Annotated in this window: 21 protein-coding genes; 11 read left to right on the plus strand and 10 right to left on the minus strand. The window is 62.6% G+C overall.

The genetic code is table 11. From position 1 onward, the window contains the following. Positions 1-125: 125 nt before the first annotated feature. Positions 126-1,298 (minus strand): GAF domain-containing sensor histidine kinase, encoded by a 1,173-nt coding sequence (locus tag BLV09_RS29565; protein WP_146689907.1) that lies wholly within the window; start codon positions 1,296-1,298, stop codon positions 126-128. A 138-nt stretch (positions 1,299-1,436) separates the two neighbouring features. Here BLV09_RS29565 and BLV09_RS29570 point away from each other — a divergent pair, with 138 nt between their 5' ends. After that, positions 1,437-1,814, plus strand: coding sequence for a response regulator (locus BLV09_RS29570; RefSeq protein ID WP_100385693.1), 378 nt, complete (start codon positions 1,437-1,439; stop codon positions 1,812-1,814). A gap of 70 nt (positions 1,815-1,884) precedes the next feature. On the opposite strand, the gene BLV09_RS29575 is transcribed toward BLV09_RS29570, so the two are convergent. Continuing rightward, entirely contained in the window at positions 1,885-2,091 is a 207-nt protein-coding gene (locus BLV09_RS29575; RefSeq protein ID WP_100385694.1) for a YdcH family protein, read from the minus strand. Between the two features lie 276 nt (positions 2,092-2,367). Between BLV09_RS29575 and BLV09_RS29580 the strand changes: the two genes are divergently transcribed. Next, a complete protein-coding gene (locus BLV09_RS29580; RefSeq protein ID WP_100385695.1) occupies positions 2,368-2,553 on the plus strand; it encodes a YdcH family protein in 186 nt (61 codons plus the stop codon). Between the two features lie 175 nt (positions 2,554-2,728). On the opposite strand, the gene BLV09_RS29585 is transcribed toward BLV09_RS29580, so the two are convergent. Beyond that, positions 2,729-3,877 (minus strand): NAD(P)/FAD-dependent oxidoreductase, encoded by a 1,149-nt coding sequence (locus BLV09_RS29585; RefSeq protein WP_349536697.1) that lies wholly within the window; start codon positions 3,875-3,877, stop codon positions 2,729-2,731. 269 nt (positions 3,878-4,146) lie between these two features. Between BLV09_RS29585 and BLV09_RS29590 the strand changes: the two genes are divergently transcribed. From BLV09_RS29590 to BLV09_RS29610, 5 genes are all read left to right on the plus strand, one after another. Further along, entirely contained in the window at positions 4,147-6,834 is a 2,688-nt protein-coding gene (locus tag BLV09_RS29590; RefSeq protein WP_146689909.1) for a sensor domain-containing protein, read from the plus strand. A 251-nt stretch (positions 6,835-7,085) separates the two neighbouring features. Continuing rightward, complete coding sequence (locus BLV09_RS29595; protein ID WP_100385698.1) at positions 7,086-8,540, plus strand: glycerol-3-phosphate dehydrogenase; 1,455 nt, start codon at positions 7,086-7,088, stop codon at positions 8,538-8,540. Between the two features lie 99 nt (positions 8,541-8,639). Further along, positions 8,640-9,821 carry an ABC transporter ATP-binding protein gene (locus BLV09_RS29600; RefSeq protein WP_100385699.1) on the plus strand — a complete coding sequence of 394 codons (1,182 nt, stop codon included), beginning with the start codon at positions 8,640-8,642 and terminating at the stop codon, positions 9,819-9,821. Beyond that, positions 9,818-10,732, plus strand: coding sequence for an ABC transporter permease (locus BLV09_RS29605; RefSeq protein ID WP_100385700.1), 915 nt, complete (start codon positions 9,818-9,820; stop codon positions 10,730-10,732). Before BLV09_RS29600 ends, BLV09_RS29605 begins: the two co-directional genes overlap by 4 nt. Before the next feature lie 148 nt (positions 10,733-10,880). Further along, complete coding sequence (locus tag BLV09_RS29610) at positions 10,881-11,696, plus strand: ABC transporter permease (RefSeq protein ID WP_146689910.1); 816 nt, start codon at positions 10,881-10,883, stop codon at positions 11,694-11,696. A 12-nt stretch (positions 11,697-11,708) separates the two neighbouring features. Here BLV09_RS29610 and BLV09_RS29615 read toward each other — a convergent pair whose 3' ends face one another. The 4 genes from BLV09_RS29615 to BLV09_RS29630 all read right to left on the minus strand — a co-directional run bounded on the left by BLV09_RS29615 (position 11,709) and on the right by BLV09_RS29630 (position 16,979). Continuing rightward, entirely contained in the window at positions 11,709-12,560 is an 852-nt protein-coding gene (locus tag BLV09_RS29615) for a carbohydrate ABC transporter permease (RefSeq protein WP_146691357.1), read from the minus strand. A gap of 11 nt (positions 12,561-12,571) precedes the next feature. Next, positions 12,572-13,432, minus strand: coding sequence for a carbohydrate ABC transporter permease (locus tag BLV09_RS29620; protein WP_433994364.1), 861 nt, complete (start codon positions 13,430-13,432; stop codon positions 12,572-12,574). Between the two features lie 72 nt (positions 13,433-13,504). After that, the gene (locus BLV09_RS29625; protein ID WP_100385703.1) at positions 13,505-14,887 is read right to left on the minus strand and encodes an ABC transporter substrate-binding protein; all 1,383 of its coding nucleotides are present in this window, start codon (positions 14,885-14,887) and stop codon (positions 13,505-13,507) included. A 160-nt stretch (positions 14,888-15,047) separates the two neighbouring features. Then, positions 15,048-16,979: an AsmA family protein gene (locus BLV09_RS29630; RefSeq protein WP_146691359.1), complete on the minus strand. Its 1,932-nt coding sequence runs from the start codon at positions 16,977-16,979 to the stop codon at positions 15,048-15,050. Positions 16,980-17,199: 220 nt separating this feature from the next. Here BLV09_RS29630 and BLV09_RS29635 point away from each other — a divergent pair, with 220 nt between their 5' ends. Both BLV09_RS29635 and BLV09_RS29640 read left to right on the plus strand, forming a co-directional pair. Continuing rightward, positions 17,200-17,937 (plus strand): CoA transferase subunit A, encoded by a 738-nt coding sequence (locus tag BLV09_RS29635; RefSeq protein WP_146689911.1) that lies wholly within the window; start codon positions 17,200-17,202, stop codon positions 17,935-17,937. Further along, positions 17,937-18,587 carry a 3-oxoacid CoA-transferase subunit B gene (locus BLV09_RS29640; protein WP_100385705.1) on the plus strand — a complete coding sequence of 217 codons (651 nt, stop codon included), beginning with the start codon at positions 17,937-17,939 and terminating at the stop codon, positions 18,585-18,587. Before BLV09_RS29635 ends, BLV09_RS29640 begins: the two co-directional genes overlap by 1 nt. Positions 18,588-18,807: 220 nt before the next feature. On the opposite strand, the gene BLV09_RS29645 is transcribed toward BLV09_RS29640, so the two are convergent. From BLV09_RS29645 to BLV09_RS29655, 3 genes are all read right to left on the minus strand, one after another. Beyond that, entirely contained in the window at positions 18,808-20,175 is a 1,368-nt protein-coding gene (locus BLV09_RS29645; RefSeq protein WP_146689912.1) for an MFS transporter, read from the minus strand. Positions 20,176-20,269: 94 nt separating this feature from the next. Continuing rightward, the gene (locus BLV09_RS29650; protein WP_146689913.1) at positions 20,270-21,799 is read right to left on the minus strand and encodes an aldehyde dehydrogenase; all 1,530 of its coding nucleotides are present in this window, start codon (positions 21,797-21,799) and stop codon (positions 20,270-20,272) included. Further along, positions 21,796-22,446 (minus strand): GntR family transcriptional regulator, encoded by a 651-nt coding sequence (locus BLV09_RS29655; RefSeq protein WP_146689914.1) that lies wholly within the window; start codon positions 22,444-22,446, stop codon positions 21,796-21,798. The genes BLV09_RS29650 and BLV09_RS29655 overlap by 4 nt, the downstream gene beginning before the upstream one ends. Positions 22,447-22,595: 149 nt before the next feature. Between BLV09_RS29655 and BLV09_RS29660 the strand changes: the two genes are divergently transcribed. Further along, positions 22,596-23,387, plus strand: a complete 792-nt coding sequence (locus BLV09_RS29660; protein ID WP_146689915.1) for an alpha/beta fold hydrolase — start codon at positions 22,596-22,598, stop codon at positions 23,385-23,387. Further along, entirely contained in the window at positions 23,344-23,850 is a 507-nt protein-coding gene (locus BLV09_RS29665; RefSeq protein ID WP_167558914.1) for a hypothetical protein, read from the plus strand. Before BLV09_RS29660 ends, BLV09_RS29665 begins: the two co-directional genes overlap by 44 nt. Positions 23,851-23,857 lie beyond the last annotated feature (7 nt).

Genomic DNA, 23,857 nt, shown 5'->3' on the forward strand with positions numbered 1-23,857 from the left:
CGCGCGCGAGATACGGGCCAGGGCCAGCGCCGTTTCACATGCCGGGCTTCCGTCCACGCATGGGTGCTTCGGGTTTTCCCGGCCCACACGAATCTAATCGAAGCCCGGATTCGCCGGTTTCGATTTCATGGCAGCGGCATCCGAAACGTGAATCGCGTTTGTTCCGGCGAGGAGGCGACGTCGATGGTGCCGCCATGGGCTCGCGCGATTTCCGAGGCGATGTAGAGCCCCAATCCCAGACCCTGCGGGGAGTCCTGCGCGGACACGCGGTAGAACGGCTGAAACAGCCGGCCCATGGCGTCCGCCGGGATCGGCTCGCCGGAATTGGTGACCGACAATACGAACTCGCCGCTCTGTGTCGTTGCATCCACACGGACCGGGATCGCGGCCGTGCCATGGGCGATCGAATTGCCGAGCAGATTGGAAAACAGCTGGGCGATGCGGCCGCCGTCGCAATCGACCGGCTGCGTCAAATTGAAGGCAGTTTCGATCTGGCTCCCGGGCGAGCTGGCGCGAAGCTCCGCGATCACTTGATTCAGAACGGGCTCCAGCGATTGCGGCGAGCGTCTCAGCGCAATTCCGCCGCCCAACCGGCCGCGCGCGAAATCCAGCACGTTGTCGATCAGGACCGACATCCGCGCGACGCTTTTCTGCATCAACCCAAGAATCTCGCCGGCAGGTATCTGCAAATTATCCTGTGCCAGCATTTTTGTGCCGGCGGCGATCGAGGCCAGCGGGTTGCGTAGATCGTGGCCGAGCACGGCGATGAACTGCTCCCGCAATTCCGATGTTTCGCGCTCGCTCAACAGCGTGGCCTCGCTGGCGATAAGCCGATTGACCGCCTCGAGATGAGTCGCAATCAATTCCGCGAACAATTTGAACATGCCGATTGTCTGCGGCGTGTTCAGGCGCGCCGGCCGCGGATCGATCGCGCACAAGGTGCCGAAAAACGTGCCGTCGGCGAGGATGATGGGCGTCGAGATATAGCTCCGAAAGCCGTATTTCGCGGGGGTATGATGCCCGCTGAAGCTAGCGTCCTCGGCAACGTTGTCGATGACGACGGCTTCGTGGCTTTGCCTGATCTCGTGACAGATGGTGGTTTCGACCTCGAGTTCGCCGCCGGGCACCAGGCCGAAGTCAATCTCGTCGCGCACCGCGCAGCACACCCAGCGCTGCTCGGTGACGCGCGCCACCGCGGCGAAGCCCATGCCAGTGGACCGGCACACCACTTCCAGAATGCGTGGAACCGCCGCGATACCCTGCACGGCGGCGATGTCCGCGCTGAGGTCGGTCGCCATGAATATCCTTCAAGAATTATCTTTCAATGAAATCCCGACAGAAACGCTAACGCAGGCCCAACGACCTGTCGAGAAATCCGTGACGCGGGAACTAAAACAATATCCGGCGCTTATCGCGTATTCGCAGGGAGTGACACTATGGGTCTAGTCGAGTCCAGCAGACCCGTGGTGCTGATCGTCGAGGACGAGTTTCTGTTGCGAATGGACGCGGTCGACATGATCTCCGCTGCCGGCTTCACGGTGGTCGAAGCAGCCAATGCCGACGAAGCGATCGAAATTCTGGAAGTGCGCCCCGACATCACCGTGGTTTTTACCGATATCCAGATGCCCGGCTCGATGGACGGCCTGAAACTCGCCCGCGCGGTCCGGGGCCGCTGGCCTCCGATCAAGATTATCGCGACCTCTGGTCTTAATGTGGGGCAAGCGGATTTGCCCGAAGGCGGAAGGTTTCTGCCGAAACCCTATAATGCGGCGCAGGTGACCGGCGTGTTGCGAGAGTTGACAATCGGCCAGTGAACGTCGTCATTCCGCGGGGGCCATAACATCCGAGGTCTGCGGCCTGACGCCGCATTCCGGGTCGACATCGTTATGCGATGATATCGGGCGTGATCTGGTCTTCGATAAAGGCGATGCGGTCGCGCAGTTGCAACTTGCGCTTTTTCAGCCTTTGCAGGCGCAACAAGTCCGGTGCGGGAGATTGATGCAGCGCATCGATCGCCGCGTCGAGATCGCGGTGCTCCTGTTGCAGCCGTGCCAGCTCGAGTTCGAGTTCCCGCTCATCTTCGTCGGTCATGGTCTATGTTAGCCGAAAAGCGCGATGCGGTTGCGAGGGTTGTGAGGTTTCAAAAGAATATCGTTCCTGCCGTGACGGTCTGCAAGCCGGCTGCGAACCGCATGCGGGGCTAACCCGGAGATCGGGACACTCATAGGTTCCATACTCACGATTGGTTACAGATAACAGCGAAATATGAGCAGGCGAGTTTCGATACCTATCGACAGATTCGAGGGCGGGTGTAGACTTCACTGTCCGGATCTAACCTGAGGTTTAATTCCACCGAGGAGGTTTGGTATGGCGATGCAGGCGCATCTTGTTGAACTGGAACGTAAACACAAGATTCTCGAAAACGAACTCCACGATGCTCTCGTGCATCTTTCCACAGACGACCTGCAAATTGTCGAATTAAAGCGCCGGAAACTAATGGTAAAGGACGAGATCGAGCGTCTCAGACAAACGGCGAGCGAAACGCTGCATTAGCAATCGGGACAGCTCCTCCACGACATCGTCGTCAGCGTCCGCGAAGCGGACGATCCGATGAGGTGTACCGCAGTATTCTTCTGATCATTGGGGGGACCGGATGCTCTGCTTAGGCAGGCATCACGATCCCTGTTGGCGGTTACGCGGCGTCGGCGGGAGCTGGCGCGGACGACGCCTATATTCCGGCCATTTCGCCGACGTAATCCGCAATCGCCAGCGATGAAGTCAGTCCCGGCGATTCAATACCGAACAGGTTGATCAACCCGGCGACGCCATGGTCCTGCGGCCCCTGGATCAGGAAATCCTGGGCGGCGACCGCCGGCGGCACGATCTTGGGACGAATTCCCGAATAGCTCGGCATCAGGGCGCCGTCCGGCAGCGTCGGCCAGTATCGCCGGATCGCCGGGTAAAACCGCTCCGCCCGCGCCGGATCGACGGCGTAATCGATGCTATCGACCCATTCCACGTCGGGGCCGAAGCGGGCCTGCCCCGCCATGTCGAGGGTAAGGTGAACGCCCAGCCCGCCGGGTTCGGGCACCGGATAGATCAGATGCGAAAACGGCGCCCGCGCGCTGCAGCTGAAATAGTTTCCCTTGGCGAGATAGGCCCGCGGTATCAGGTCGATCGGCATGCCATCGATACTGCGGGCGACCGCGGGTGCAGCCAGTCCCGCCGCGTTGATGAGGAGGCTGCATTCGATGCTCATCGGCGCATCGCCGCCGGCGTCGATCTCGATCCGGTCCGCAACCGCCTTGGCCGCCAATAGCGGCGTGTGGAAGGCGAAGGCCGCGCCCGAATCCTCGGCTTCGCCGCGCAGCGCCAGCATATAGGCGTGGCTGTCGATGATGCCGGTGGAAGGCGAGAGCAGGGCGGCGTCGCAGTTCAGCACCGGCTCCAATGCGCGCGCGGCGTCGCCCGAGAGGGTTTGCATATCCAGCACGCCATTGGCCTCGGCGTGAGCCCGGATCGATTGCAGCTTTTCGGTTTCCTTCGGCGTCGTCGCGACGATCAGCTTGCCGCAATTGCGATATGGGATGCCGTGCTCCCGGCAGTATTCATAGAGGGCGCGCTTGCCGCTGACGCACATCCGCGCCATCAGGCTTCCGGCGGGATAATAGATGCCGGCGTGGATCACCTCGCTGTTGCGCGATGACGTGACCGTGCCGATGCCTTCGGCCGCCTCCAGGATGATGACCTCGCGGCCCGCTTTCGCCAGCCGCCGGGCGACGGCAAGACCGATCACCCCCGCACCGATTACGACGCAATCAACTCTGTCCATTCTCAGTACGAATCCGGGATTGTTGGCTACTCGACCGCATTTCAAACAATTTGGCGCGCCCCTTGGTGGGTTGGCGCGCGCCCCGCGTCAATAGCATTTCACATACTATCGCGTTGTTTGTGATGACCTTTCGAGCGATTCTGGGACTTTCTTTTGGGACGGTTTTCCTGACCGGGCGGCCGTTAGGGATGCGTTAATCATGTCAGGGCAATTGCCGTAATTTGAACCACATTTTTGAGTTGTAGGGGTACGCGTTTACCCGATCCAAACCCGTGAAGCCAGACACTCCGGCGCAGAAATTCCGCGAGTGACTGATGGCTGACAAGAACTGGCAGGCAGGCGGCAAGGTTCAAATGTCCGCACGGGCCGTCGTGTGCCTAACCGGCACCGTCGTGCCGTTTGCTGCCGCATGCGCTGCGTCCGGTGACCTTGCGCCGTCCGGTTATGGCGGCTCGGCCGGCCCCGATATGATTTGGGAAATGCTGATTGGCGGCATCGTGGTCTGCTCCTTTGTTGGAGCCGTCGCGCTATGGATCGCCTCGGCGCTGCGCAAGTTCAAGCGGTTGCAACTGCGCAGAAACGCATTCGTCAGCTCCGCCCTGAACAATCTCAGCCAGGGCGTGGTGATGACGGATTCGCGGCGGCGGATCATATTCTGCAACGATCGCTACCTCGATATCTACGGGCTGTCGCGTTCGGATATCTTCGAAGGCATGACCGGGCCGGACCTGCTGGCGCTTCGCCGCGAGCGTGGCTTGCTCGACGTCAGCACCGAGGACTTTTATACCAACGCCGGCACCCCGGAAGGCCTCGTTACCGGCCTGCCCGAGGGGCGGTCGGTACTGGTCAGGTATTTCGCGCTGCCCAATGGCGGCTCGGTGGCGACGCACGAGGATTGCAGCGAACAGCGCAAGCTCTCCCGGCAATTGGCGTCGACCAAGCAGTTCCTGGAATCGGTGCTCGACAATGTGCCGGTATGCGTGGCCGCCAAGAGCATCGAGGACGGCCGCTACATTTTTGCCAATCGCGCGTTCGAACGCTTCTCCCGCTTTTCCCGCGACTACATCGTCGGCAAACGGGGCGAAGACATCTTCCAGCCCGCCACGGCGGCGAGCATCGCGGAGGCCGACAGGGCGGCGCTCGATTCGCCGGAGGGCCAGTACCGCACCGAGTTCGCCGTTGAGCGCGGTTCGAAGAAACGCGTTCTTTCCAGCAATCGCGTGATTGCGCGTGACCAGAACAACCAGCCTGAATTCCTGATCGCGATGTTCGACGATGTCACCGACCGCAAATCGCTCTCCAAGGAACTCGAAAATACCAAGAAGTTTCTTGAGCTGGTCGTCGATAACATTCCGGTTTCACTGATCGTCCAGCGCGTCAGCGACGGACGATACCTGCTCGCCAATCGCGGCGCCGAGGCCATCCTCAACCGGCGGCGCGAGGATGCCACCGGATTGACGGCTGCCGATATTTTCAATCCGAGAGAAGCCAAGCTGATCATCGCGCGCGACGAAGCGGCGATCAAGAAGCGCGGCCTGCTCACCGAAGAGCATCCGATCAGCACCAAGGACGGCCTGCGCCTGTTCCTGACGCGGCGCATGACGGTGCTCGACGAGGCCGGTGAGCCGCAATATCTGATCAAGACCCACGAGGATGTTACCGACCGGCGCCAGACCGAGTCGCGGATGGCGCATATGGCCTATCACGACGGCCTGACGGATCTGCCGAACCGCGCGGCGTTCCTGCAGGCGCTCGCGCAGATGATCGAAGCCTGCGCCGGCTCGGACGAAGAATTCGCGGTGCTCTGCGTCGATCTCGATGGTTTGAAGGAAATCAACGACGTGTTCGGCCACGCGATCGGCGACAAGCTGCTGGTCGAAGTGGCGCGCCGCATCCAGGCCTCGGCGCGCGGCGGCGTCGTTGCCCGGCTGAGCGGCGACGAATTCGGATTGATTATCGACGGCAAGCAACCCGCGGCCGGAAGGGCGCTGGCGGAGCAGCTCGCTGAAGCGATGTCGAACGAGTTCCCGATCGACGGCAAATCGGTTCGCACCGGCCTGACCACCGGCATCTCGATATTCCCGCATAACGGTGTGGACGCCGCATCGCTGCTCGCCAATGCCGGTGCGGCGCTGTTCCGCGCCAAGGCAAAATCCCGCGGCTCGATCAGCGTCTACGAGCCGGAGATGGACGCCCAGATCCGCGATCGCCGCGTGCTGCACCAGGATCTCTCGCTCGCGATCAGGAACGGCGAGCTCTCGCTCCACTATCAGCCGCAGGCGGTGGCGCGGCATACGGTTGCCGAAAGCGAAGTCATCGGTTTCGAGGCGCTGGCGCGCTGGCTGCATCCGGTCCGCGGCTTCGTCCCGCCGGGCGATTTCATCCCGATTGCGGAAGAAAGCGGCTTGATCGTCGAAATGGGCGAATGGATTTTGCGCGAAGCCTGCCGGGAGGCCGCCTCGTGGCCGAAGCCGCTGCAAATCGCGGTCAACCTGTCGCCGGCGCAGTTCATGCATGGTGATGTGGTCGGTCTGGTGCACTCGATTCTCATCGAAACCGGCCTCGCGCCGGGCCGGTTGGAACTGGAAATTACCGAAGGCGTGCTGATCGAAGATTTCGACCGCGGCCTGGCGCTGCTGCGCCGGCTGAAGGCGCTCGGCGTGCGCGTTTCGATGGACGATTTCGGCAGCGGTTATTCCTCATTGAGCTATCTGCAGGCGTTTCCGTTCGACAAAATCAAGATCGACCGCGCTTTCGTCATGCATCTCGGGCGCAATCCACAATCCGCCTCGATCGTTCGCGCGGTGGTTGGACTTGGCCACGGCCTTGGAATGTCGATTGTCGCGGAGGGCGTGGAAACCCAGGAGCAACTCGGTTTCCTCGCCGATGAGGATTGCGACGCGGTGCAGGGCTATTTCATCGGCAAGCCCGCTCCGATCGGGCAGTATTCCGCGCTGGTCGGCCGCACCAATGCGCCGGAGCCGGCGCGCAAGACCGGCTAGCGCGGCAATTCAGAAACTCTCCGCAATTTTTGCGCAGAGCCGGTGAGAGCTTCTGAATTTAAGCCACACTGGCAGTCCATGAAGCTCCAGTGTCCTTTCCGAAATTCGCAAAGGTGGGCGCCACAAGGTGTGGCGGGCTTCGGATTCGGATCCAGAGCGCGATGCGTCGTCGCGCTCTAAATTCTTGATGAAGCATGATCTTCTCGGAAAACCGGCAGCCACTTTTCCGGATCGTGCGCTAGAGCTTGCGTATGGCGGACTACGATCTTGCGATCATCGGCGGCGGCTTGAACGGCGTCAGCGTTGCGCGTGATGCCGCCGGACGCGGCTTGAGGGTCATTCTTCTCGAGCAGGGCGATCTTGGCGCCGCCGCATCGTCCGCGACATCGCGATTGATCCACGGCGACCTGTCGGTGCTGGAGCGCAGGGGCTTTTTCCGTGTGCGCGAGGCGCTGGCCGAGCGCGATATCTGGCTGCGCATCGCGCCGCATCTTGTGCGTCCGGCGCGTTTCGCGATCCCGGCCCATTCCGACGAGCGTCCGTCCTGGCTGCTGCGATTATGGCTCCTGCTGTACGACCGGCTGGCGCCTCGCGATGGTTTGCCGGTCTCGCAGACGATTGACGTCACGCATCATCCGGTCGGCAACCCGCTGAAGCGGCCGTTTGGCACGGCTTTCGAATATTCCGACTGCGTGGTGGACGATTCGCGCCTGGTGATCGCCATTGCCATCGATGCGGCCGAGCGCGGCGCCGAGATTCGCACCGGCGCGCGCTGCGTTCGCGCCGAACGGTCTGATATCTGGCGGCTGGTCACGATCGATCGCGGCCATCGCCAGGTGATCACGGCGAGGGCACTGGCCAACGCCAGTGGCGCCTGGACCGCCTCGGTTATGGAGACGGTGCTGCGCGTGCCGCCGCCCAGCCTCAGCGCCAGCAGGATCAGCCAGATCATCGTCCGGCGGCTGTTCGATACCGAGACCGTCTATGTGTTCCAGAACAACGACCGGCGGCTGATCTTCGCCAGTCCCTACGAGCGCGATTTCACGCTGATCGGCACGATAGGACAAACGTTCAAGGGTGATCCCGCCATTGTGTCGATGGCCGCGGGCGACGTCGCCTATCTCTGCGATGCGGTCAACCGGTATTTTCGCGAGCGGATCGATTCGTCCGATGTCATCAGGACAATCTCCGGCGCCAACGCCGTCGTTAATCCCGCGCGGGACGGCACCATGGCGTTCGATGCCAGGCGCGGCAAGGCGCCGTTGCTGACGCTGTTCGGCGGCGATGTCACGACGTCGCGCCGGCGGGCCGAGCGGGCGGTCGGCAAGCTCACGCCGTTCTATCCGATGTCGCCGCGCTGGACCGCGACAGCGCCGCTGCCCGGAGGCGAATTCGGCTGGGCCCGGTTCGATGCGGAGGTAGATACGGCGCGCGAGCGCTGGCGCTTCCTCAGCGAGGCGCACGCCCAGCGGTTGGTCGCCGCCTATGGCTCGCGCCTTGAGGCGTTGCTGGGCGGTGCCAAAGCCCGCGCCGACCTGGGCCCGGCCTTCGGGCCGGAGCTGACGGGCGCGGAAGTGCGCTATCTGATGACGCGGGAATGGGCGCGTTTTCCGGATGACATTTTGTGGCGGCGCTCAAAGCTCGGTTTGGCGATGGGGCCAGAGGATCGCGAGGCCTTGGCGGCGTTCATGGCGGCACCTGGCTGAGCTGTCGACGATAATATGATAGCTGCTGCAGCCCGAATCGGTTGAGCCTGCGTCCGCCAGTCATTAGCGTGGGCTGGCGTATGGGCCGGCTGAGGATCAATGGCTGAGGAATTATCGTTAGGCGAGCCGCAGGCCGCCGCGGAGCCGGAAAAGCATGAGCGGCCGATCGCGGCCGGCGAGATGCCGCTGCTGCGTATCGACAGCGTGGTGAAAAATTTCGGCACATTGCGGGCGGTCGACCGGTTGTCGCTCGACATCAGGGCCGGCGAATTCTTTGCGCTGCTCGGCCCGAGCGGTTGCGGCAAGACCACGCTGTTGCGGATGCTAGCAGGCTTTGAGACGCCGGACCAAGGCCGCATCCTGCTCGACGGCGAGGACATTGCGCAGGTGCTGCCACACCAGCGCCCGCTCAACATGATGTTCCAGAACTACGCGCTGTTTCCCCATCTCAATGTGCGGGACAATATCGCGTTCGGCCTACGGCGCGCGCGGATGCGGCGTTCCGAGATCGCCACGCGCGTGGCGGAGATGGTCGCGCTGGTCAAGCTCGAGGGGCTGGAGAAACGAAAGCCCGACCAGCTTTCCGGCGGCCAGCGGCAGCGCGTGGCGCTGGCGCGCTCGCTGGCGCGCCGCCCGCGGGTGCTGCTGCTCGACGAGCCCTTGGCCGCGCTCGACAAGAAGCTGCGCGAAAGCACGCAGGCCGAATTGATCGAGCTGCAGCGGCGTCTCGGCATGACTTTCATCATTGTCACCCACGACCAGGAAGAGGCGATGACGATGGCCGACCGGATCGGCGTCATGGAAAATGGCCATCTGGAGCAGGTCGCGACGCCACGCGGGCTTTACGAGGCGCCGAGTTCACGCTGGGTCGCGGAGTTCGTCGGCGACGTCAATATATTCGAGGGCGAGTCTCAACCCGACGAAACCGGCCGCCTCGCGGTTGCGACACCAGAGGCGGGGACGATCTTTGCCACGCAGCCAGCCGATCCCCTGACGAAAACCCAGGTCTGCGTCGCCGTCCGTCCCGAGAAAGTAAAACTGTCGCGCCGTGGTCCAGCCGCGGATGCGGCCCATGCGCATGCCATCAACCGGCTGGAAGGCGTCGTGACGGAGGTGAGCTATCTCGGCGGCCTCACCGTCTACAGGGTGAAGCTCGATAGCGGGGCGGTCCTGCGCTGCTCGATGGCCAATACGGCGCGGCTCGACACCGATGCCTACAGCGTAACCCACCGCGTGGTCGCGTGGTTCACGCCGGACGATTGCGTGGTGCTGGAGCGATGAGCGTTCGCCGCATCTTCGCAGGTCCGGCGCGCTTTGCCGCGATCGCGCCCTATCTGTGGATGATTTTGTTCTTCCTGGTGCCGTTCGGCTTCGTGTTCAAGATCAGCCTGTCGCAAACCGCGATCGCGCAGCCGCCCTATCTGCCGGTGTTCGATCTGACCCAGGGTCTTGCAGCGATCAAGGCGGCGTTTGCCGCGCTGTCGCTTGACAATTTCAGGCTGCTGGTCTCGGACGATCTTTATGTTCTGTCCTATCTGCGCAGCCTGGTGGTATCAGCGGTCTCGACCTCGATCCTTCTGGTGATCGGCTATCCCATCGCCTATGGCATGGCGCGGTTGCCGCGGCGCTGGCAAAGCGTGGCGATGATGCTGGTGATCGTGCCGTTCTGGACTTCATTCCTGATCCGCATCTATGCCTGGATCAACATCCTGCAGCATGACGGCCTGCTGAACAAAATCCTGCTCGCCCTGCATCTGGTCTCAACGCCGGTCGTGTGGTTGTCCACCGACGGCGCGATGTATCTCGGCATCGTCTATTCCTATCTGCCGTTCATGATCCTGCCGCTCTATGCGACGCTCGCCAAGATGGAGCCCGCGCTGGAGGAGGCGGCCGCCGATCTCGGTTCTTCGCCGCGTCAGGTGTTCTGGCTGGTGACGTTCCCACTGTCGCTGCCGGGTGTCGCCGCGGGTATCTTGCTCTGCTTCATTCCGATTGTCGGAGAATTCGTCATTCCGGATCTGTTGGCGGGCTCAGACTCTCTGATGATCGGCCAGACCCTGTGGCTGGAATTCTTCACCAACAAGGACTGGCCGGTGGCTTCCGCCGCCGCGGTGCTGTTGCTGGTGCTGCTGCTCGCGCCATTGCTGTTGTACGACCGGTTGCAGCGCCGCCAGCTCGAAGGCGCGGGGTGATGGCGATGAATATTCGCGAGCACGCTCTCTGGATCCCCTCCGCCTTGCGGGGAGGGGGTGGCCCCAAGGAAAAATCTCGCTTGTGGCTTACCCCCCTCCCTGGCCCTCCCCCGCAAGGGGGGAGGGAAACGAACGGCAGAGCACGCTGATGGCGCGCACGGTGAACAGGATCACGCGGTTCAACGTCACCTCGCTCGCGCTTGGCTTTGCGTTTCTGTATCTCCCGATCGTGATCCTGGTGATCTATTCCTTCAACGCCTCGCGGCTGGTCACGGTGTGGGGCGGCTGGTCGCTGCGCTGGTACACGGAGTTCTTCAACGACCGCGCCATGCTGGATGCCGCCTGGATGAGTTTTCGCGTCGGGGCGACCTCGGCCACGCTGGCGACGCTGCTGGGCTCGCTCGCCGCCGTGGCGCTGTCGCGCGGCGAACGCTTCAAGGGCCGTACGCTGTTTTCCGGCATGCTCTATGCGCCGCTGGTGATGCCCGAAGTCATCAGTGGGCTTTCGCTGCTGCTGCTGTTCGTGGCTGTCAATGCCGAGCGCGGCTTCTGGACCGTGACGATCGCGCACACCACGCTGACCATGTGCTTTGTCGCCGTGGTGGTGCAGTCACGCCTCGGCGTGCTCGATCGCAGCCTGGAAGAGGCGGCGATGGATCTCGGCTGCGACCCGGCGCGCGCCTTTATCGCGGTGACGCTGCCGCTGATCGTCCCCGCGATCGCGGCGAGCTGGATGCTGGCGTTCACGCTGTCGCTGGACGATCTGGTGATCGCGAGCTTCACCACCGGTCCCGGCTCGGAAACGCTGCCGATCCGGATCTATTCGGAAGTGCGGCTCGGCGTGAAACCCGAGATCAACGCGATCTGCACGCTGGTGGTCGGGCTGATCGCGGTGGTTATCGTGGTGGCGTCGTTGGCCTCGAAACTGTCGAGTGCGCGGGGCGAGAGCGCGGCGCCATTGTGAGCGGATGAAGCTTTATGATTTCACCGCTCCCGCTGTCAGCCCTCCGACCATGTAGCGGCGGAAGACGTAGTAGATCGCGGCCGGCGGCAACGCGTAGATGAACCCGGTGGTCATCAGCAATTCCCAGGGGGAATCGTCGGCGGCGAGGAAGTTGCCGAGCGCAACGGGGAGCGTGATGTCGGTGTCCCTGGACAGCAGCAGGAATGCGTAGAGATATTCGTTCCAGGCGAGCAGCAGCGCATAGGTGCCGATCGCGACCAGCGACGGCATCATCAGCGGCAGATAGACCAGCCGGAACAATTGCAGGGTGGTCGCGCCGTCCATGATCGCGGCTTCGTCGAGTTCGAGCGGCAATTTGTCGGACGCCTGCTTGAGCACCCAGATTGCGTAAGGCGAGGAGATCGTCACCATCGCCAGGATCAGCGACCATTGATTGTTGAGCAAGCCGTAATTGCCCATGGTCCGGTACATCGGGACGGCAAGGAACGCGGCGGGGATGAAGTAGGTAAAGAGCGCAAGATTCATCACGGCCCGTCCGCCGGGGACGCGCAGCCGCGAGATCGCGAACGCGGCCGCAGTCGCGATGAACAGCGTCAGCGCGCCGACGGCCACCGCGATGACGATCGAATTCCAGAACTGAATCCAGAAATCTCTCAGGAAATAATGCTGCTGACGAAACACGATCTCGAAATTATGCAGCGTCGGATGATCGGGCCAGAATTTACCGGAGAAGGCATCTTCCTTCGGCGAGATCGCGAACAGGAACATGTGGTAGATCGGCAGCATGGTCCAGATGAACACGGGGATGCCGATCAGCAGCAGTCGCGCCTCGGTGCCGGCATCGCGCCAGGAGGGAAACTTGATGGCGGGAAGCTTCATCGCGACAACCGTTTCATCATGAAATAGACCAGCGGCAGCACCAGCGGTAGCGCGCACACGATGGCGGCCATCGACATATCCAACTGGTCGAGCCGGAGATAGCGGATGCCGAGCGTGGACAGCACATGGGTGAGGTCGGCGGGGCCGCCGCCGGTCAGAAGATAGACGCTGTTGAAGTCGCCGAGCGTCCAGATCATCGAGAGCAGCGTGCAGGTGAGATACAGCGTCCGCAGCGACGGCCAGGTGATGAAGCGGAATTTCTGCCACCAGCTCGCGCCGTCGACATCGGCGGCCTCAAACAGATCCTGCGCAATGGCAAGCCGCCCGGTCATCAGGATCAGGGTCCAGAACGGCAGCGATTTCCAGATATGGACCAGGATCGCCATGGTAAGCGCGATCGTCGGATCGTTGAGCCAGTTCGGACCATCCTCGCCGGTGAACTTGAAGATGAGCTGATTGACCATGCCCCATTCGGGATTGAGCATGAAGCGCACCGACAGGATGGTTGGAATCGACGGCACCGCCCATGGCAGGATGAACAGCACCGACAGCCACCGGATCCACGCGCGCGACTGCACGAAGAAGCCCGACAGGAACAGCGCCACCAGCATTTTGCAATTGATGCCGATCACCAGGAAGATCAGCGTGTTGACGGCCGCGCGCGCGAAGATCGGATCGTTGTAGAGCGCGACATAGCTCGACGGATGGCGCGCCAGCCAAAGCCCGTAGCAGACCGGATAGACCACGAAGGCGAGGAACACGAGCATGTAGGGCGTCAGCAGCACGACGCCCCAGATCTGCGGGGTCGTCAGACGCGCCGACAGCGGCCCGCGAGAGGCCGCGTCGTCTTGTGTCATGACCGTCATCGTTGCCATGCAGGCCCCTTGAAAGAGAGGCCGGCCGCGACCGCGGCCGGCAGGGTCTTTACGTCACCCCGCGACCTGCTTGATGCGGGCGATCAGTTCGTCGACGGCCTTGTCGACCGGCACCTTCTCGCTGACCACGCGGTTCATCGCCTTGGCCCAGACGTTCTCGTTGTTGAGGATGGTGAACTTGTAGTTCTTGGTGAAATCGAACGGCGTGGTGCCGCCCATGAACTGGGTGTAGACCGCCTTGCGATGATGGTCGGCCTGCCAGAACGCGCTCTTCTGTCCGGCGATCGTCACCGGGAACCAGCGGCCGAGCGCACCCTCGACATAAGGCTGCAGGTTTTCTTCCTGCAGCAGGAATTTGACGAACTCCTTCGCTTGGGCCTTGTGCGGCGCAGCTGAGAAGATCACGCCGGTCTTGACGTCGGAGCGGTATTTGATCGGCGATCCATCCGGCTTGTTGGGGAAGGACGCGGTGATGATGGTTTCCTCATACGCCTTCTTGCCGGCGGCGCGCTGTTCCGGCGTCAGCGCCGGATTGGTGGAATCCTCGAACCATTTCGCCGCGATCGAGATGGTGAAGTTGTGCGTCATCACCGTGGTTCGGTTGTGGAAGGCGACGTTGTTGTCGGGATCCTTCCAGGTGGTGGAGGAGGGCGGGGTGCAGCCCTTGATGTAGGGATCGGTGTAATCCTTCAGCGCGCCGATCAGGCCCTCGCGCACCTTGGGATCGTCGACCAGCAGTTTGCCGTCGTCATCCACGAGCTTGACGTTATAGGCGTCCATGAAGGTGTAGAACGACTGGAACGAGTCGGTCGATTCCACGCCCATCGGCTGGCCGATGCCATAGATGCGCGAGCCGGTGGCCTTGCGGATGCCCGGCTGCACCTTGTCGCACCAGAACGACCAATAGTCCGCCCATTTGGTCGGGATGTCGCTCTCCTTGAAGCCAGCCTGTTCCAGCATGTCCTTCCAGATCTGGACATGCATGCTCTGCTGCTTCAGCGGGAAGCCGTAATAGGCCTTCTTCTTGGTCTGGTCGTTATAGAGATAGGCGGTCTCGAGCGTGTTCGGTGCAAACGCAGATTTCATCGGCGTCAGGATGTCGGAGAGATCTTCCAGCTTGCCCTCGAACGCCCATTTGCCGGCCGCCTGCACGTCATAAGTATCGGAATAGGCGACATCCGGCACGGTGCCGGAATCCAGCGCGGCCACCGTTTTCGGAATCATGTCCTGAATGGCGTATTGCGACAGCTCGACCTTGATGCCGGTCTTGGCCTCGAACTTCTTGATCGCGTCCAGCAGCGCGTCGTCTTCGGACTTGTAGAAGCCCTTGCCCCACCAGACCGTGATCTTGTCCTGAGCCATCGCCGGCGCTGCGGCGTACAAAAGCCCGGCAGCGGCGAGCGCGATCGAAAGCGCGCGAATTCCCTTGGATCCCACGTTGTTCTCTCCCTCATTGATCTGGTTTTTTAACCAGTTGGAGAAAAGACTAACGCATTGCCGTGGTCTGATCTAGACGACCCTTTGACATCTTGCTTTTGGGAATCCCGGCAGCGAGGGCCGGAAAGCTACCCTCGCAGGCGCGTGCGCAGCAGAAATCTTAGTTCGGCTTCGCCGCCTCGGCAGCCGCCGGCGCGGCAGGTGCATCCGGCTTCTGTCCGCCGCCGGTAAAATGCTCGAGCACGGAACGCACGGCATCGCGGGTCTTGGGATCCTTGACTGCATCCAGCAGTGGCGCGGAGGCGGGCGAGCGCTTGATCAGGCTTACCGGGTCCGGGAAGATCAGCGGGTCTTCCCACGGGCCCTGCACCACGAATGGCAGATCGAATTCCGGCGGGGTGTTGGGGGCCGAGACCAGGCTGGCAATGCCTTTCATGTCGTATTCGCGCGCCGGCACCGAGACGGTTCCGGTCAAGGTGAGCCGCGTCGCGGGGCTTTCGACGCGAATATCCTCCGCGGTCGCAACACCTTCGCTGAACTTCACCGCAATGTTCAGATTGTCGTAGGGCGTCGAGCCGTTGCGGAAATTGCCGGCGCCGGACAGCGGCCGGCGCTCCAGCCGCCTCAACAGTTGCTCGACATTGAAGCCGTTGATCGCGCCGTCATGACCGGTCAGATTGGCGGTGCCATCCAGCGACTGCGCCAGCCCGAACGGGCTCGAGCCGGACGCCACCAGCGAAACATTGAGATTGCCGCGGCCGGACAGCTTGTTGATCCCAAACAATTCGCTGGCGCAGGCCTGCAAATCGACGTCCGTCAGTTGGAATTCCGCCTTGACGTCGGCAATCGCGTCGGAACGCGCGATCCCGAACGAGCCCTTGGCGATCCCGCCATAGACCTGCGCCTCGGCCACGCTCAGTGCCAGCGCGCCGCCGCGCAGGTTTGCGCCCAGCGCGGTGCGTCCGAGTTTCGAGGAGCCGATCGTCACCCTGGCCGCGGACAGCCGCATGTCGAGATCGGTTGAAGACAGCGAATTCAGATCGAACAGCTGCCTGTTCCAGTCGCGCGCGCCGCTGGCGAGCAGGCGCACCGTCGAGATATAGGGCGTGAAGTCGAGCGCGCCGGCCGCAAGCGTCGCCTGCAGCGTCTGGCGGCCATTGTTGGTGTAGGTCATGACGCCCTCGGCGACGTTGCCGTCGAGTTCGACATTAACATTGGTCAACGCGACCGACGCACCCACGACATTGGCGCGCGCCTTCAGCGCGAAGCGGCCGAACCCGCCGCTGCCCGGCGGCGCCCCGCCGGCCCAGCGCAGGGCATTGCGCAACGACGTGCTGTCGATCGTCAGCGTGCCTTCCATCATCATGCTGCTGCGATCGGCGACGGTGCCGTCGAAAGCCAGTTTCAGCGGCGCGCTGGTCAGCCGCGCCTTGAGGCCCGAGCGGTCGCCGGACAGCGCGGCAACGAAGTCGCTGACGCTGATGCTGCCGTCGACCCGTTCGCCGCGCCAGTCGAACTGGCCGGTTGCGGCAAAAGAGCGCGAGATCGACGGCCATGCCAGCGAAAGGTCGATATCGTCGAGGCCTTCGTTGACGTGATTGGCGGCATCCTCGTAGCCGAGCACGCCGTCCTGGATCCGGATTTCCGAAAACGACACCTGGTTGTCGGCGCCCGGCTTCATGGCGCGCGCAATGGTCTCGATGAACGGCGTCCAGTTGCTTTCGCCATCGGGATTGCGGACGACATGGATATGCGGGCGCAACATCATGACGTCGGCGATCTCGAACCGCTGCAGCAGCAGCGGCAGCAATCGCAAATTCGCGGTCAGGACGTCGACGGCGAGCGCGGGGTCGGCGGTGCCGCCGCCCTTCAGGCCTACGTCATGAAACGACACATAGCTGGCGGGAAAAACCGAAACCTCGATATTGCCCTTGACCACCAGATCAAGGCCGGTCACGGCCCGGATTTGGGCCTCCACGGCCTGGCGCAGGGCGTCCCGGTTGAGGAACCAGGACATTGCGATCAGGCCGATCAGCGCCAAGCCGAGAAACGCCGCAATCGGCATCCCCAGGCGCTTCATTCCTTGGGCCATCGTCAATGACATATCCTGATCGGGGTCGTCGTCGGGTCGTTGTTGAAAAGAAGGGCAGGGCGCCACGCCCTAACCGACCGGCACAACTTGCGGGGTTTTCTTGACGCTTTCAAGGCCATAGCGGTGTTCCGAACACCTCCTTTGGGGCTAACTCCCCATCATTGACGCGTTGCGAAGATTCCGCCTAATAATCCCTTCTTCCTCCATCGGGCTGTATTTCATGAACAAAGTCTATCCTGACGCCAAATCGGCACTCGACGGCATTTTGAAGGACGGCATGATGATCATGTCGGGCGGTTTCGGCCTGTGCGGCATCGCCGACACCCTGTCGGACGCGATCCGCGATTCCGGCGTCAAGAACCTGACCGTGGTCTCCAACAATGCCGGGGTCGACGGCATCGGGCTCAGCCGGTTGCTCGAGACGCGGCAAATCAAGAAGATGATCTCGTCCTATGTCGGCGAGAACAAGCTGTTCGCCCAGCAATTCCTCGCCGGCGAACTGGAACTTGAATTCAATCCGCAGGGCACGCTGGCCGAGCGGATCCGCGCCGGCGGCGCGGGCATTCCGGCCTTCTATACCAAGACCGGCGTCGGCACCCTGATCGCCGAAGGCAAGGAAGTGAAGGAATTCGACGGCGAGAAATATCTGATGGAGCGGGGGCTGTTCGCCGACCTCGCCATCGTTCACGCCTGGAAGGGCGATACCGCCGGCAATCTGGTCTATCGCAAGACCGCGCGGAACTTCAATCCGATGATGGCGACCGCGGCGAAGGTCACCGTCGCGGAAGTCGAGCATCTGGTGCCGGCCGGCGAGATCGACCCGGATCACATCCATACGCCCGGCATTTTCGTCAAACGCATCGTCGAAGTCGGCACCGGCAAGAAACGCATCGAATTCCGCAACACCCGCCCGCGCCCGAGCCGCGCGCCTGCGGCCGCAACGGGAGAAGAAGTCTGATGGCATGGACCCGTGAACAGATGGCCGCCCGCGCCGCCAAGGAATTGCGCGACGGTTATTACGTCAATCTCGGCATCGGCATTCCGACGCTGGTTTCGAATTACATCCCCGACGGCATCGACGTTAATCTTCAGAGCGAGAACGGCATGCTGGGGATGGGGCCTTTTCCCTACGAGGGTGAGGAAGACGCCGATCTGATCAATGCCGGCAAGCAGACCGTCAGCGAATTGCCGACCACCAGCTATTTCTCCAGCTCCGATTCATTCGGCATGGTGCGCGGCGGGCACATTGACCTGTCGATCCTCGGAGCGATGCAAGTGGCGCAGAATGGCGATCTCGCCAACTGGATGATCCCCGGCAAGATGGTCAAGGGCATGGGCGGCGCCATGGACCTGGTCGCCGGCGTCAAGCGCGTGGTGGTGGTGATGGAGCATTCCGCCAAGGACGGCGCGAAACTGCTGAAGAAGTGCAACCTGCCGCTGACAGGCGAAAAGGTGGTCGATTTGGTGGTGACCGATCTTGCGGTCTTCACCATCGACAAGCACGGCAAGGACGGCATGGCGCTGATCGAACTTGCCGACGGCGTTACGCTCGACGAGGTGAAGTCGAAAACCGAAGCCGAATTCCGGGTCGCGCTGAAGAACGCGTGAGCGTTATTGCGATGGGGCGATCGTGACCCCCACGATCCGGCCCGCGCCCCCCGAAACGTCGTAGGGTGGGCAAAGGCGCTCTTCGCGCCGTGCCCACCAGCTCATAGGCCGTTCTCTGTCATGGCCTAGCCGGGCTTGTCCCGGGCATCCACGTCTTTCTCGCGGCTATGCTGTTAAGACGTGGATGCCCGGCACGAGGCCGGGCATGACGACTTGATACTCACGACACCTGTTTCACCAGCGCTGGTGCGGCGTCGTCGCCCTTGAGCTCTTCCAGGCTGCGATGCCGCGGTTCGATGCCGAACGCCCAGACCGCGACGATTTGCACGACCAGAAGCCCGATCATCAGCGACATCACGCCGGCGACGCCGCGGGCTTCGAACAGCGTCACCACCATGAACGGCGTGACGATGGTGGCGCCGCGGCCCAGCGTGTTGACGATGCCGGAGGCGCGCAACCGCACCTCGGTCGGGAACAGTTCGGGAATGTAGACGCCGAACAGCAACGCGACCAGCACGTAGATCGGTACCGTCAAGGCGAAGCCGACGATCGGCAGCATCACCGGATCCGAGATCATCGGGTAGATGATGCCGAGCACGATCGAGATCAGCGAGGCGCCGATGATGGTCGGCTTGCGGCCCCAATGATCCGCAGTCAGTGCGCCGATGGCCGAGCCGATCGGCGCACCCAGCGCCATCAGCAGCGAATATCCGAACGAGGTCGCGATGCTCAGCCCCTGCTTGATGAAGAACACTGGCAGCCAGGTTATGAAGCCATACAGCAGCGTGTTGATGGTGATCAGGCAGATCGAGCCGACGATCATGCGCGACAGCAAAGGCTGTGTGAACAGCGTCGAAAGATCACTGGAAACCGCAACCGTCGAGATCGCGGCCGGCGCCGGCAGCGGTTGCCCTTGGGCAGCTTCACGCTCGATCGACTGCATCAGCGCTTCGGCTTCTTCGGTGCGGCCCACAGCCTCCAGCCAGCGCGGCGATTCCGGCAATGCCTTGCGCAGATACCAGACGATCAGCGCGCCGATGCCGCCCAGCACGAACATCGCGCGCCAGCCGAAATTCGGCACCACCAGCGAGGCCACCAGCAGCGCGACCGGCAGGCCGGTCACGACACACACCGTGGTGAAGCCGAGCCATTTGCCGCGCGAGCGCGCCGGCACGAATTCGGTCATGGTCGCATAGCCGACGACGTTTTCGGCGCCTAATCCGAATCCCATGAAGAAGCGGCATGCGATCAGCACCGTCATGCTGGGTGCTAAGGCCGCCGCCAGCGATGCGAGGCCGAAGATCAGCAGGTTGAACTGATAGGTAAACCGTCGTCCGTAGCGGTCGCCGAGAAAGCCTGTCGCGAACGAGCCCAGCATCATTCCGACGAAGGTCGCGGAAATGAAGACGGCGTTCTGCTGAAGCGTGGAGAAGCCGGTTTTCAACGTCACGCCGAGCACGGTGCCGGCGAGGTAGATGTCGAAACCGTCGAAGAACATTCCGATGCCGATCAAAAGCATGATGCGGCGGTGGAATGGGCCGATCGGCAGCCGATCGAGACGGCTTCCGGCGTTGACTGATGTGACCATGTGCGTTTCCCCTTTGTCGTTTTGTTTTGTCACGGCTGCCAGTCTTCTTGCGGACCGTGATCAGCCGGTTGGCATCGACTTCAGTTCGATCGTCTCAATTCAATCGTGGTTGCGTCGCCGTCTCGCGATACCAGTCGAATGGCTGATCATGGGTCGCGACCATCACGCTCTTGGTGTTGAAATGGTCGTCGAAACTCTCGGTGCCGAATTCGCGTCCGATGCCTGAGTCATCTACGCCGCCCCAGGGCGAGGCCGGATCGAGGCGGTGGTGATCGTTGATCCAGACAATGCCGGCCTTGACGGCGGACGCCACGCGATGCGCGCGCGACACGTCGCGGGTGCGGATCGCGGCGGCGAGCCCGAACGGTGAATCATTGGCGAGCCGCAACGCGTCCGCCTCGTCCTTGAACGGCGTTACCGAAGTAAAAGGCCCGAACACCTCCTCCTGGAAGATGCGCATATTGGATTTCACGTCCGCGAACACCGTCGGCTCGACAAAGAATCCGCCTTCATGGCCGGGCACTTTCGCCGCAACGCCGCCGGTCACCAGCCGCGCGCCGTCCTCATGGCCGAACCGGGAATAGGTCAGCACGCGGTCGCGCTGCCTGGCCGAGATTACCGGTCCGAGCTGCGTCGCGGGATCGAAAGGATCGCCGATCCGGATGGTCTGGGTTTTGGCCTTCAGCTTCTCGACAAACTCGTCGTAGATCGAGGCCTGCACGATGTGGCGGGAGGCGCAGACGCAGGTTTGTCCGGCGCCGATGAAGGCGCCAAACGCGGCATAGTTGACGGCGCGGTCGATGTCGTAGTCGTCGAACACCATCACCGGCGTCTTGCCGCCAAGCTCCATGGTCTGGTGCGCGAACACTTTGGCTGCCGCAGCGCCTGCGATGCGGCCGGCTTCGGTGCCGCCGGTCAACACCAGCTTGTTGATGTCGGGGTGTTCGGCCAGCATCTTGCCGGCGCTCTGGCCGAGGCCGAGCACGATATTGAACACGCCGGGCGGCAGGCCCGCCTCGGTGAAGATTTGCGCCAGCTTCAGCGTGGTCAGCGGGGTATATTCCGACGGTTTGACCACGGTGACGCAGCCGCTGGCGAGAACAGCGGCGAGCGACTTGCACAGGATCATCAGCGGATGATTGAACGGCGTGCAGTTGGCGACCACGCCGATCGGCGCGCGCAGCGTATAGTTCAAATACGAGCCTTCGACGGGAATCACCGCGTCGCGGCGCGCCAATGCTAGGCCTGCGAAGTAACGGAAGAAATCCGGCAGCCGCGACAGTTGCGCGCGCGTCTCGTTGACCGGGCGGCCGTTGTTGAGCGTCTCCAGCCGGTACAGCGGTTCGAGATTGGCCTCGAAGGCGTCGGCGAGGCGATTGACCAGCCGCGCCCGCGCACGAATATCCATGCCGCCCCATGCCTTGCCTTCGAACGCGGCGCGCGCGCTTTTCATCGCGCGGTCGATATCCTCTGCGGTCGAATTCGGGATCCGCGCGATCACGTCGCCGGTTGCGGGATTGCGGACATCCAGCATCTCGCCGTTTCCCGCCTCGATCTCGCGGCCATCGACGAAATTGCCATGGATCTCGACATCGGTTGTGGCGGGTTTTGCGGAAATATTCATGGGTCTCTTCCTTCGACGATCACGGCGTTACGCTTCAGCGCGGGCAGCACGCGCTTCTCGGTTTGGGCGACATGCGCCTTGATGATGCGGGCTGCGGTTCTGGCATCGCGGCGCTGCATCGCTTCGATCAGGGCGACATGCTCGGCGACAAGCTGCGCCGGATCATGGCCTTTCACATTGGCAACGCTGACGCGCACCAGGCGATCGGCCTGTCCGATCAGATCGCACAGCGACGCCGCCATGCGGCGGTTACCGGAGGCATGCGCCAGCGCGGAGTGAAAGCCGCGGTTGTAGGCGATGAAGTCCTCATGATCGCCCGCGAACAGCCGGAATTCATCCAGCGCCTTGAGGACATCGTCATTGGCGTTCTCGATCGCCTCGGCGACGCAGGCGGGCTCCAGCACCAGGCGGAATCGCAGCAGGTCGCGCGCGTCCGCAAGCGAGATCGGATTGACCCGGTAGCCCTGGCGCGGCTGCACCGTGACGAGATGTTCGCGCTCCAGCCGCAGCAAGGCCTCGCGCACGGGCTGGCGGCTCACGGCATAGCGCTCGGCGAGATCCTGCTCCCGCATATCATCACCAGGCGCCAGGCGGCATGTCAGAATATCAGAGCGCAGGCTCTCATAGACATTATCCCGTAAAAGCATCGGAATTCCTTTGGCTTCGACGACTAATCTCGCAGTCGTGAAATATCACGTCAAGTAGCAAAGGCTTGAATTACGCGAGTTTTAATCTATCAAGGGCGCTGGCGAGCGCCCCTCGGCGGGCGTTGAAGCTGACGTGAAAGAGGAACGGGATGGATCAACTTTTCGCAGGCGGCACGGTCAATGCGGCACAGTTCGGCGACGGGCCGCCGCTGTTCCTGTTTCACTCGCTGCTGTCGGATCGGGCGAGCTTTCACGCCATCGTGCCCCGCTTGGCGCAGTCGTTTCGGGTGTGCGTTCCGGAATTGCCGGGCTTCGGCCAATCGCGCGCGGTCCCCGGCGATTTCGCAGATGTCGCCGACCGGATGGCTGGGTTCGTCAAGGATGCCGCCGGCGGCAAACAGGCGATCGTGCTCGGCAACGGCTATGGCGGGTTCGTGGCGCTGCAGATGGCGATTCGTCATCCCGACATCGCCACCAAACTTATCCTTGCTGATTGCGGCGCGGCGTTTTCAGAACCGGGCCGCGAAGCGTTCCGCAACATGGCGGCAGCGTCGAAGGCCAAGGGGCTGGCCGCGATTACCGACGTCGCGATGCGCCGGCTGTTTTCGCCGGAGTTCCAGGCGCAGCATCCCGACCTGATGCGCGATCGCCGCGAGGCGTTTTTGAAGACCGATCCGGAAGTGTTTCGCGCGGCCTGCGATGCGCTGGCCGGTCTCGATCTCCGGCCCGAGCTTGCCCAGGTGAAGGCGCCGGTTCTGGTGCTGGTCGGCGAGTATGACGAGGCGACGCCGCCGCCGATGTCGCATGAGCTGGCGGCGGGCCTGCCGAACGCGCGCCTTCTGGTCATTCCCGGCTGTGCGCACGTTCCGCAACTGCAATCGCCGGAAGTCTTTCTGGATGCGATCGGCGATTTTCTGCCGGCATCGTATGCGCCGACCTGAAAAGGAAACCGGCGCGCGGTCCGATCACGGCGTCGTTAGCCTCGGCGGACTATCAATCCGAGCCCTCCTGTGCGATTTTGTTGATGTGAACCGCCAGATCACCATACGCCGGCTGCTCGCGATCTTCATGATTGCGGGGCTGGCGTTGGCTCCGTTTTCCCGGCCTGTCATGGCCGGCATGACCTCGGATCCGGCGATGGCGGACGATATGTCGGCGTCGGCCATGCCGGACGAGATGGCAAACGACATGCCCTGCTGCCCGTCGAAGGCTCCGGCGCCGATCGGCTGCGACAAGTGCGTGTTTATGGCGGCCTGCGCGGCCAAATGTTTCACCGGGCTGACAGCGGCTGTTTTCCAGCCGCTTTTCGCGGTCTCTGCCGGTCTTGCTCGCCCGCGAAACGATTTCTGGCTCGACGGCCTGGGCCATTCACCTCCTGAATATCCTCCTCGAACTCTGGTCTGATCGGCGC

This window comes from Bradyrhizobium canariense (assembly GCF_900105125.1).
In the GTDB taxonomy this organism is placed as follows: domain Bacteria; phylum Pseudomonadota; class Alphaproteobacteria; order Rhizobiales; family Xanthobacteraceae; genus Bradyrhizobium; species Bradyrhizobium canariense_A.

Coding starts and splice junctions, on each gene's coding strand:
- BLV09_RS29655 (WP_146689914.1), bottom strand. CDS start 22,446: ATGCTTTTACGGGATAATGTCTATGAGAGCCTGCGCTCTGATATTCTG.
- BLV09_RS29570 (WP_100385693.1), top strand. CDS start 1,437: ATGGGTCTAGTCGAGTCCAGCAGACCCGTGGTGCTGATCGTCGAGGAC.
- BLV09_RS29580 (WP_100385695.1), top strand. CDS start 2,368: ATGGCGATGCAGGCGCATCTTGTTGAACTGGAACGTAAACACAAGATT.
- BLV09_RS29650 (WP_146689913.1), bottom strand. CDS start 21,799: ATGAATATTTCCGCAAAACCCGCCACAACCGATGTCGAGATCCATGGC.
- BLV09_RS29575 (WP_100385694.1), bottom strand. CDS start 2,091: ATGACCGACGAAGATGAGCGGGAACTCGAACTCGAGCTGGCACGGCTG.
- BLV09_RS29565 (WP_146689907.1), bottom strand. CDS start 1,298: ATGGCGACCGACCTCAGCGCGGACATCGCCGCCGTGCAGGGTATCGCG.
- BLV09_RS29605 (WP_100385700.1), top strand. CDS start 9,818: ATGAGCGTTCGCCGCATCTTCGCAGGTCCGGCGCGCTTTGCCGCGATC.
- BLV09_RS29645 (WP_146689912.1), bottom strand. CDS start 20,175: ATGGTCACATCAGTCAACGCCGGAAGCCGTCTCGATCGGCTGCCGATC.
- BLV09_RS29620 (WP_433994364.1), bottom strand. CDS start 13,432: ATGACACAAGACGACGCGGCCTCTCGCGGGCCGCTGTCGGCGCGTCTG.
- BLV09_RS29590 (WP_146689909.1), top strand. CDS start 4,147: ATGGCTGACAAGAACTGGCAGGCAGGCGGCAAGGTTCAAATGTCCGCA.
- BLV09_RS29610 (WP_146689910.1), top strand. CDS start 10,881: ATGGCGCGCACGGTGAACAGGATCACGCGGTTCAACGTCACCTCGCTC.
- BLV09_RS29630 (WP_146691359.1), bottom strand. CDS start 16,979: ATGGCCCAAGGAATGAAGCGCCTGGGGATGCCGATTGCGGCGTTTCTC.
- BLV09_RS29665 (WP_167558914.1), top strand. CDS start 23,344: ATGCGATCGGCGATTTTCTGCCGGCATCGTATGCGCCGACCTGAAAAG.
- BLV09_RS29600 (WP_100385699.1), top strand. CDS start 8,640: ATGGCTGAGGAATTATCGTTAGGCGAGCCGCAGGCCGCCGCGGAGCCG.
- BLV09_RS29635 (WP_146689911.1), top strand. CDS start 17,200: ATGAACAAAGTCTATCCTGACGCCAAATCGGCACTCGACGGCATTTTG.
- BLV09_RS29640 (WP_100385705.1), top strand. CDS start 17,937: ATGGCATGGACCCGTGAACAGATGGCCGCCCGCGCCGCCAAGGAATTG.
- BLV09_RS29595 (WP_100385698.1), top strand. CDS start 7,086: ATGGCGGACTACGATCTTGCGATCATCGGCGGCGGCTTGAACGGCGTC.
- BLV09_RS29660 (WP_146689915.1), top strand. CDS start 22,596: ATGGATCAACTTTTCGCAGGCGGCACGGTCAATGCGGCACAGTTCGGC.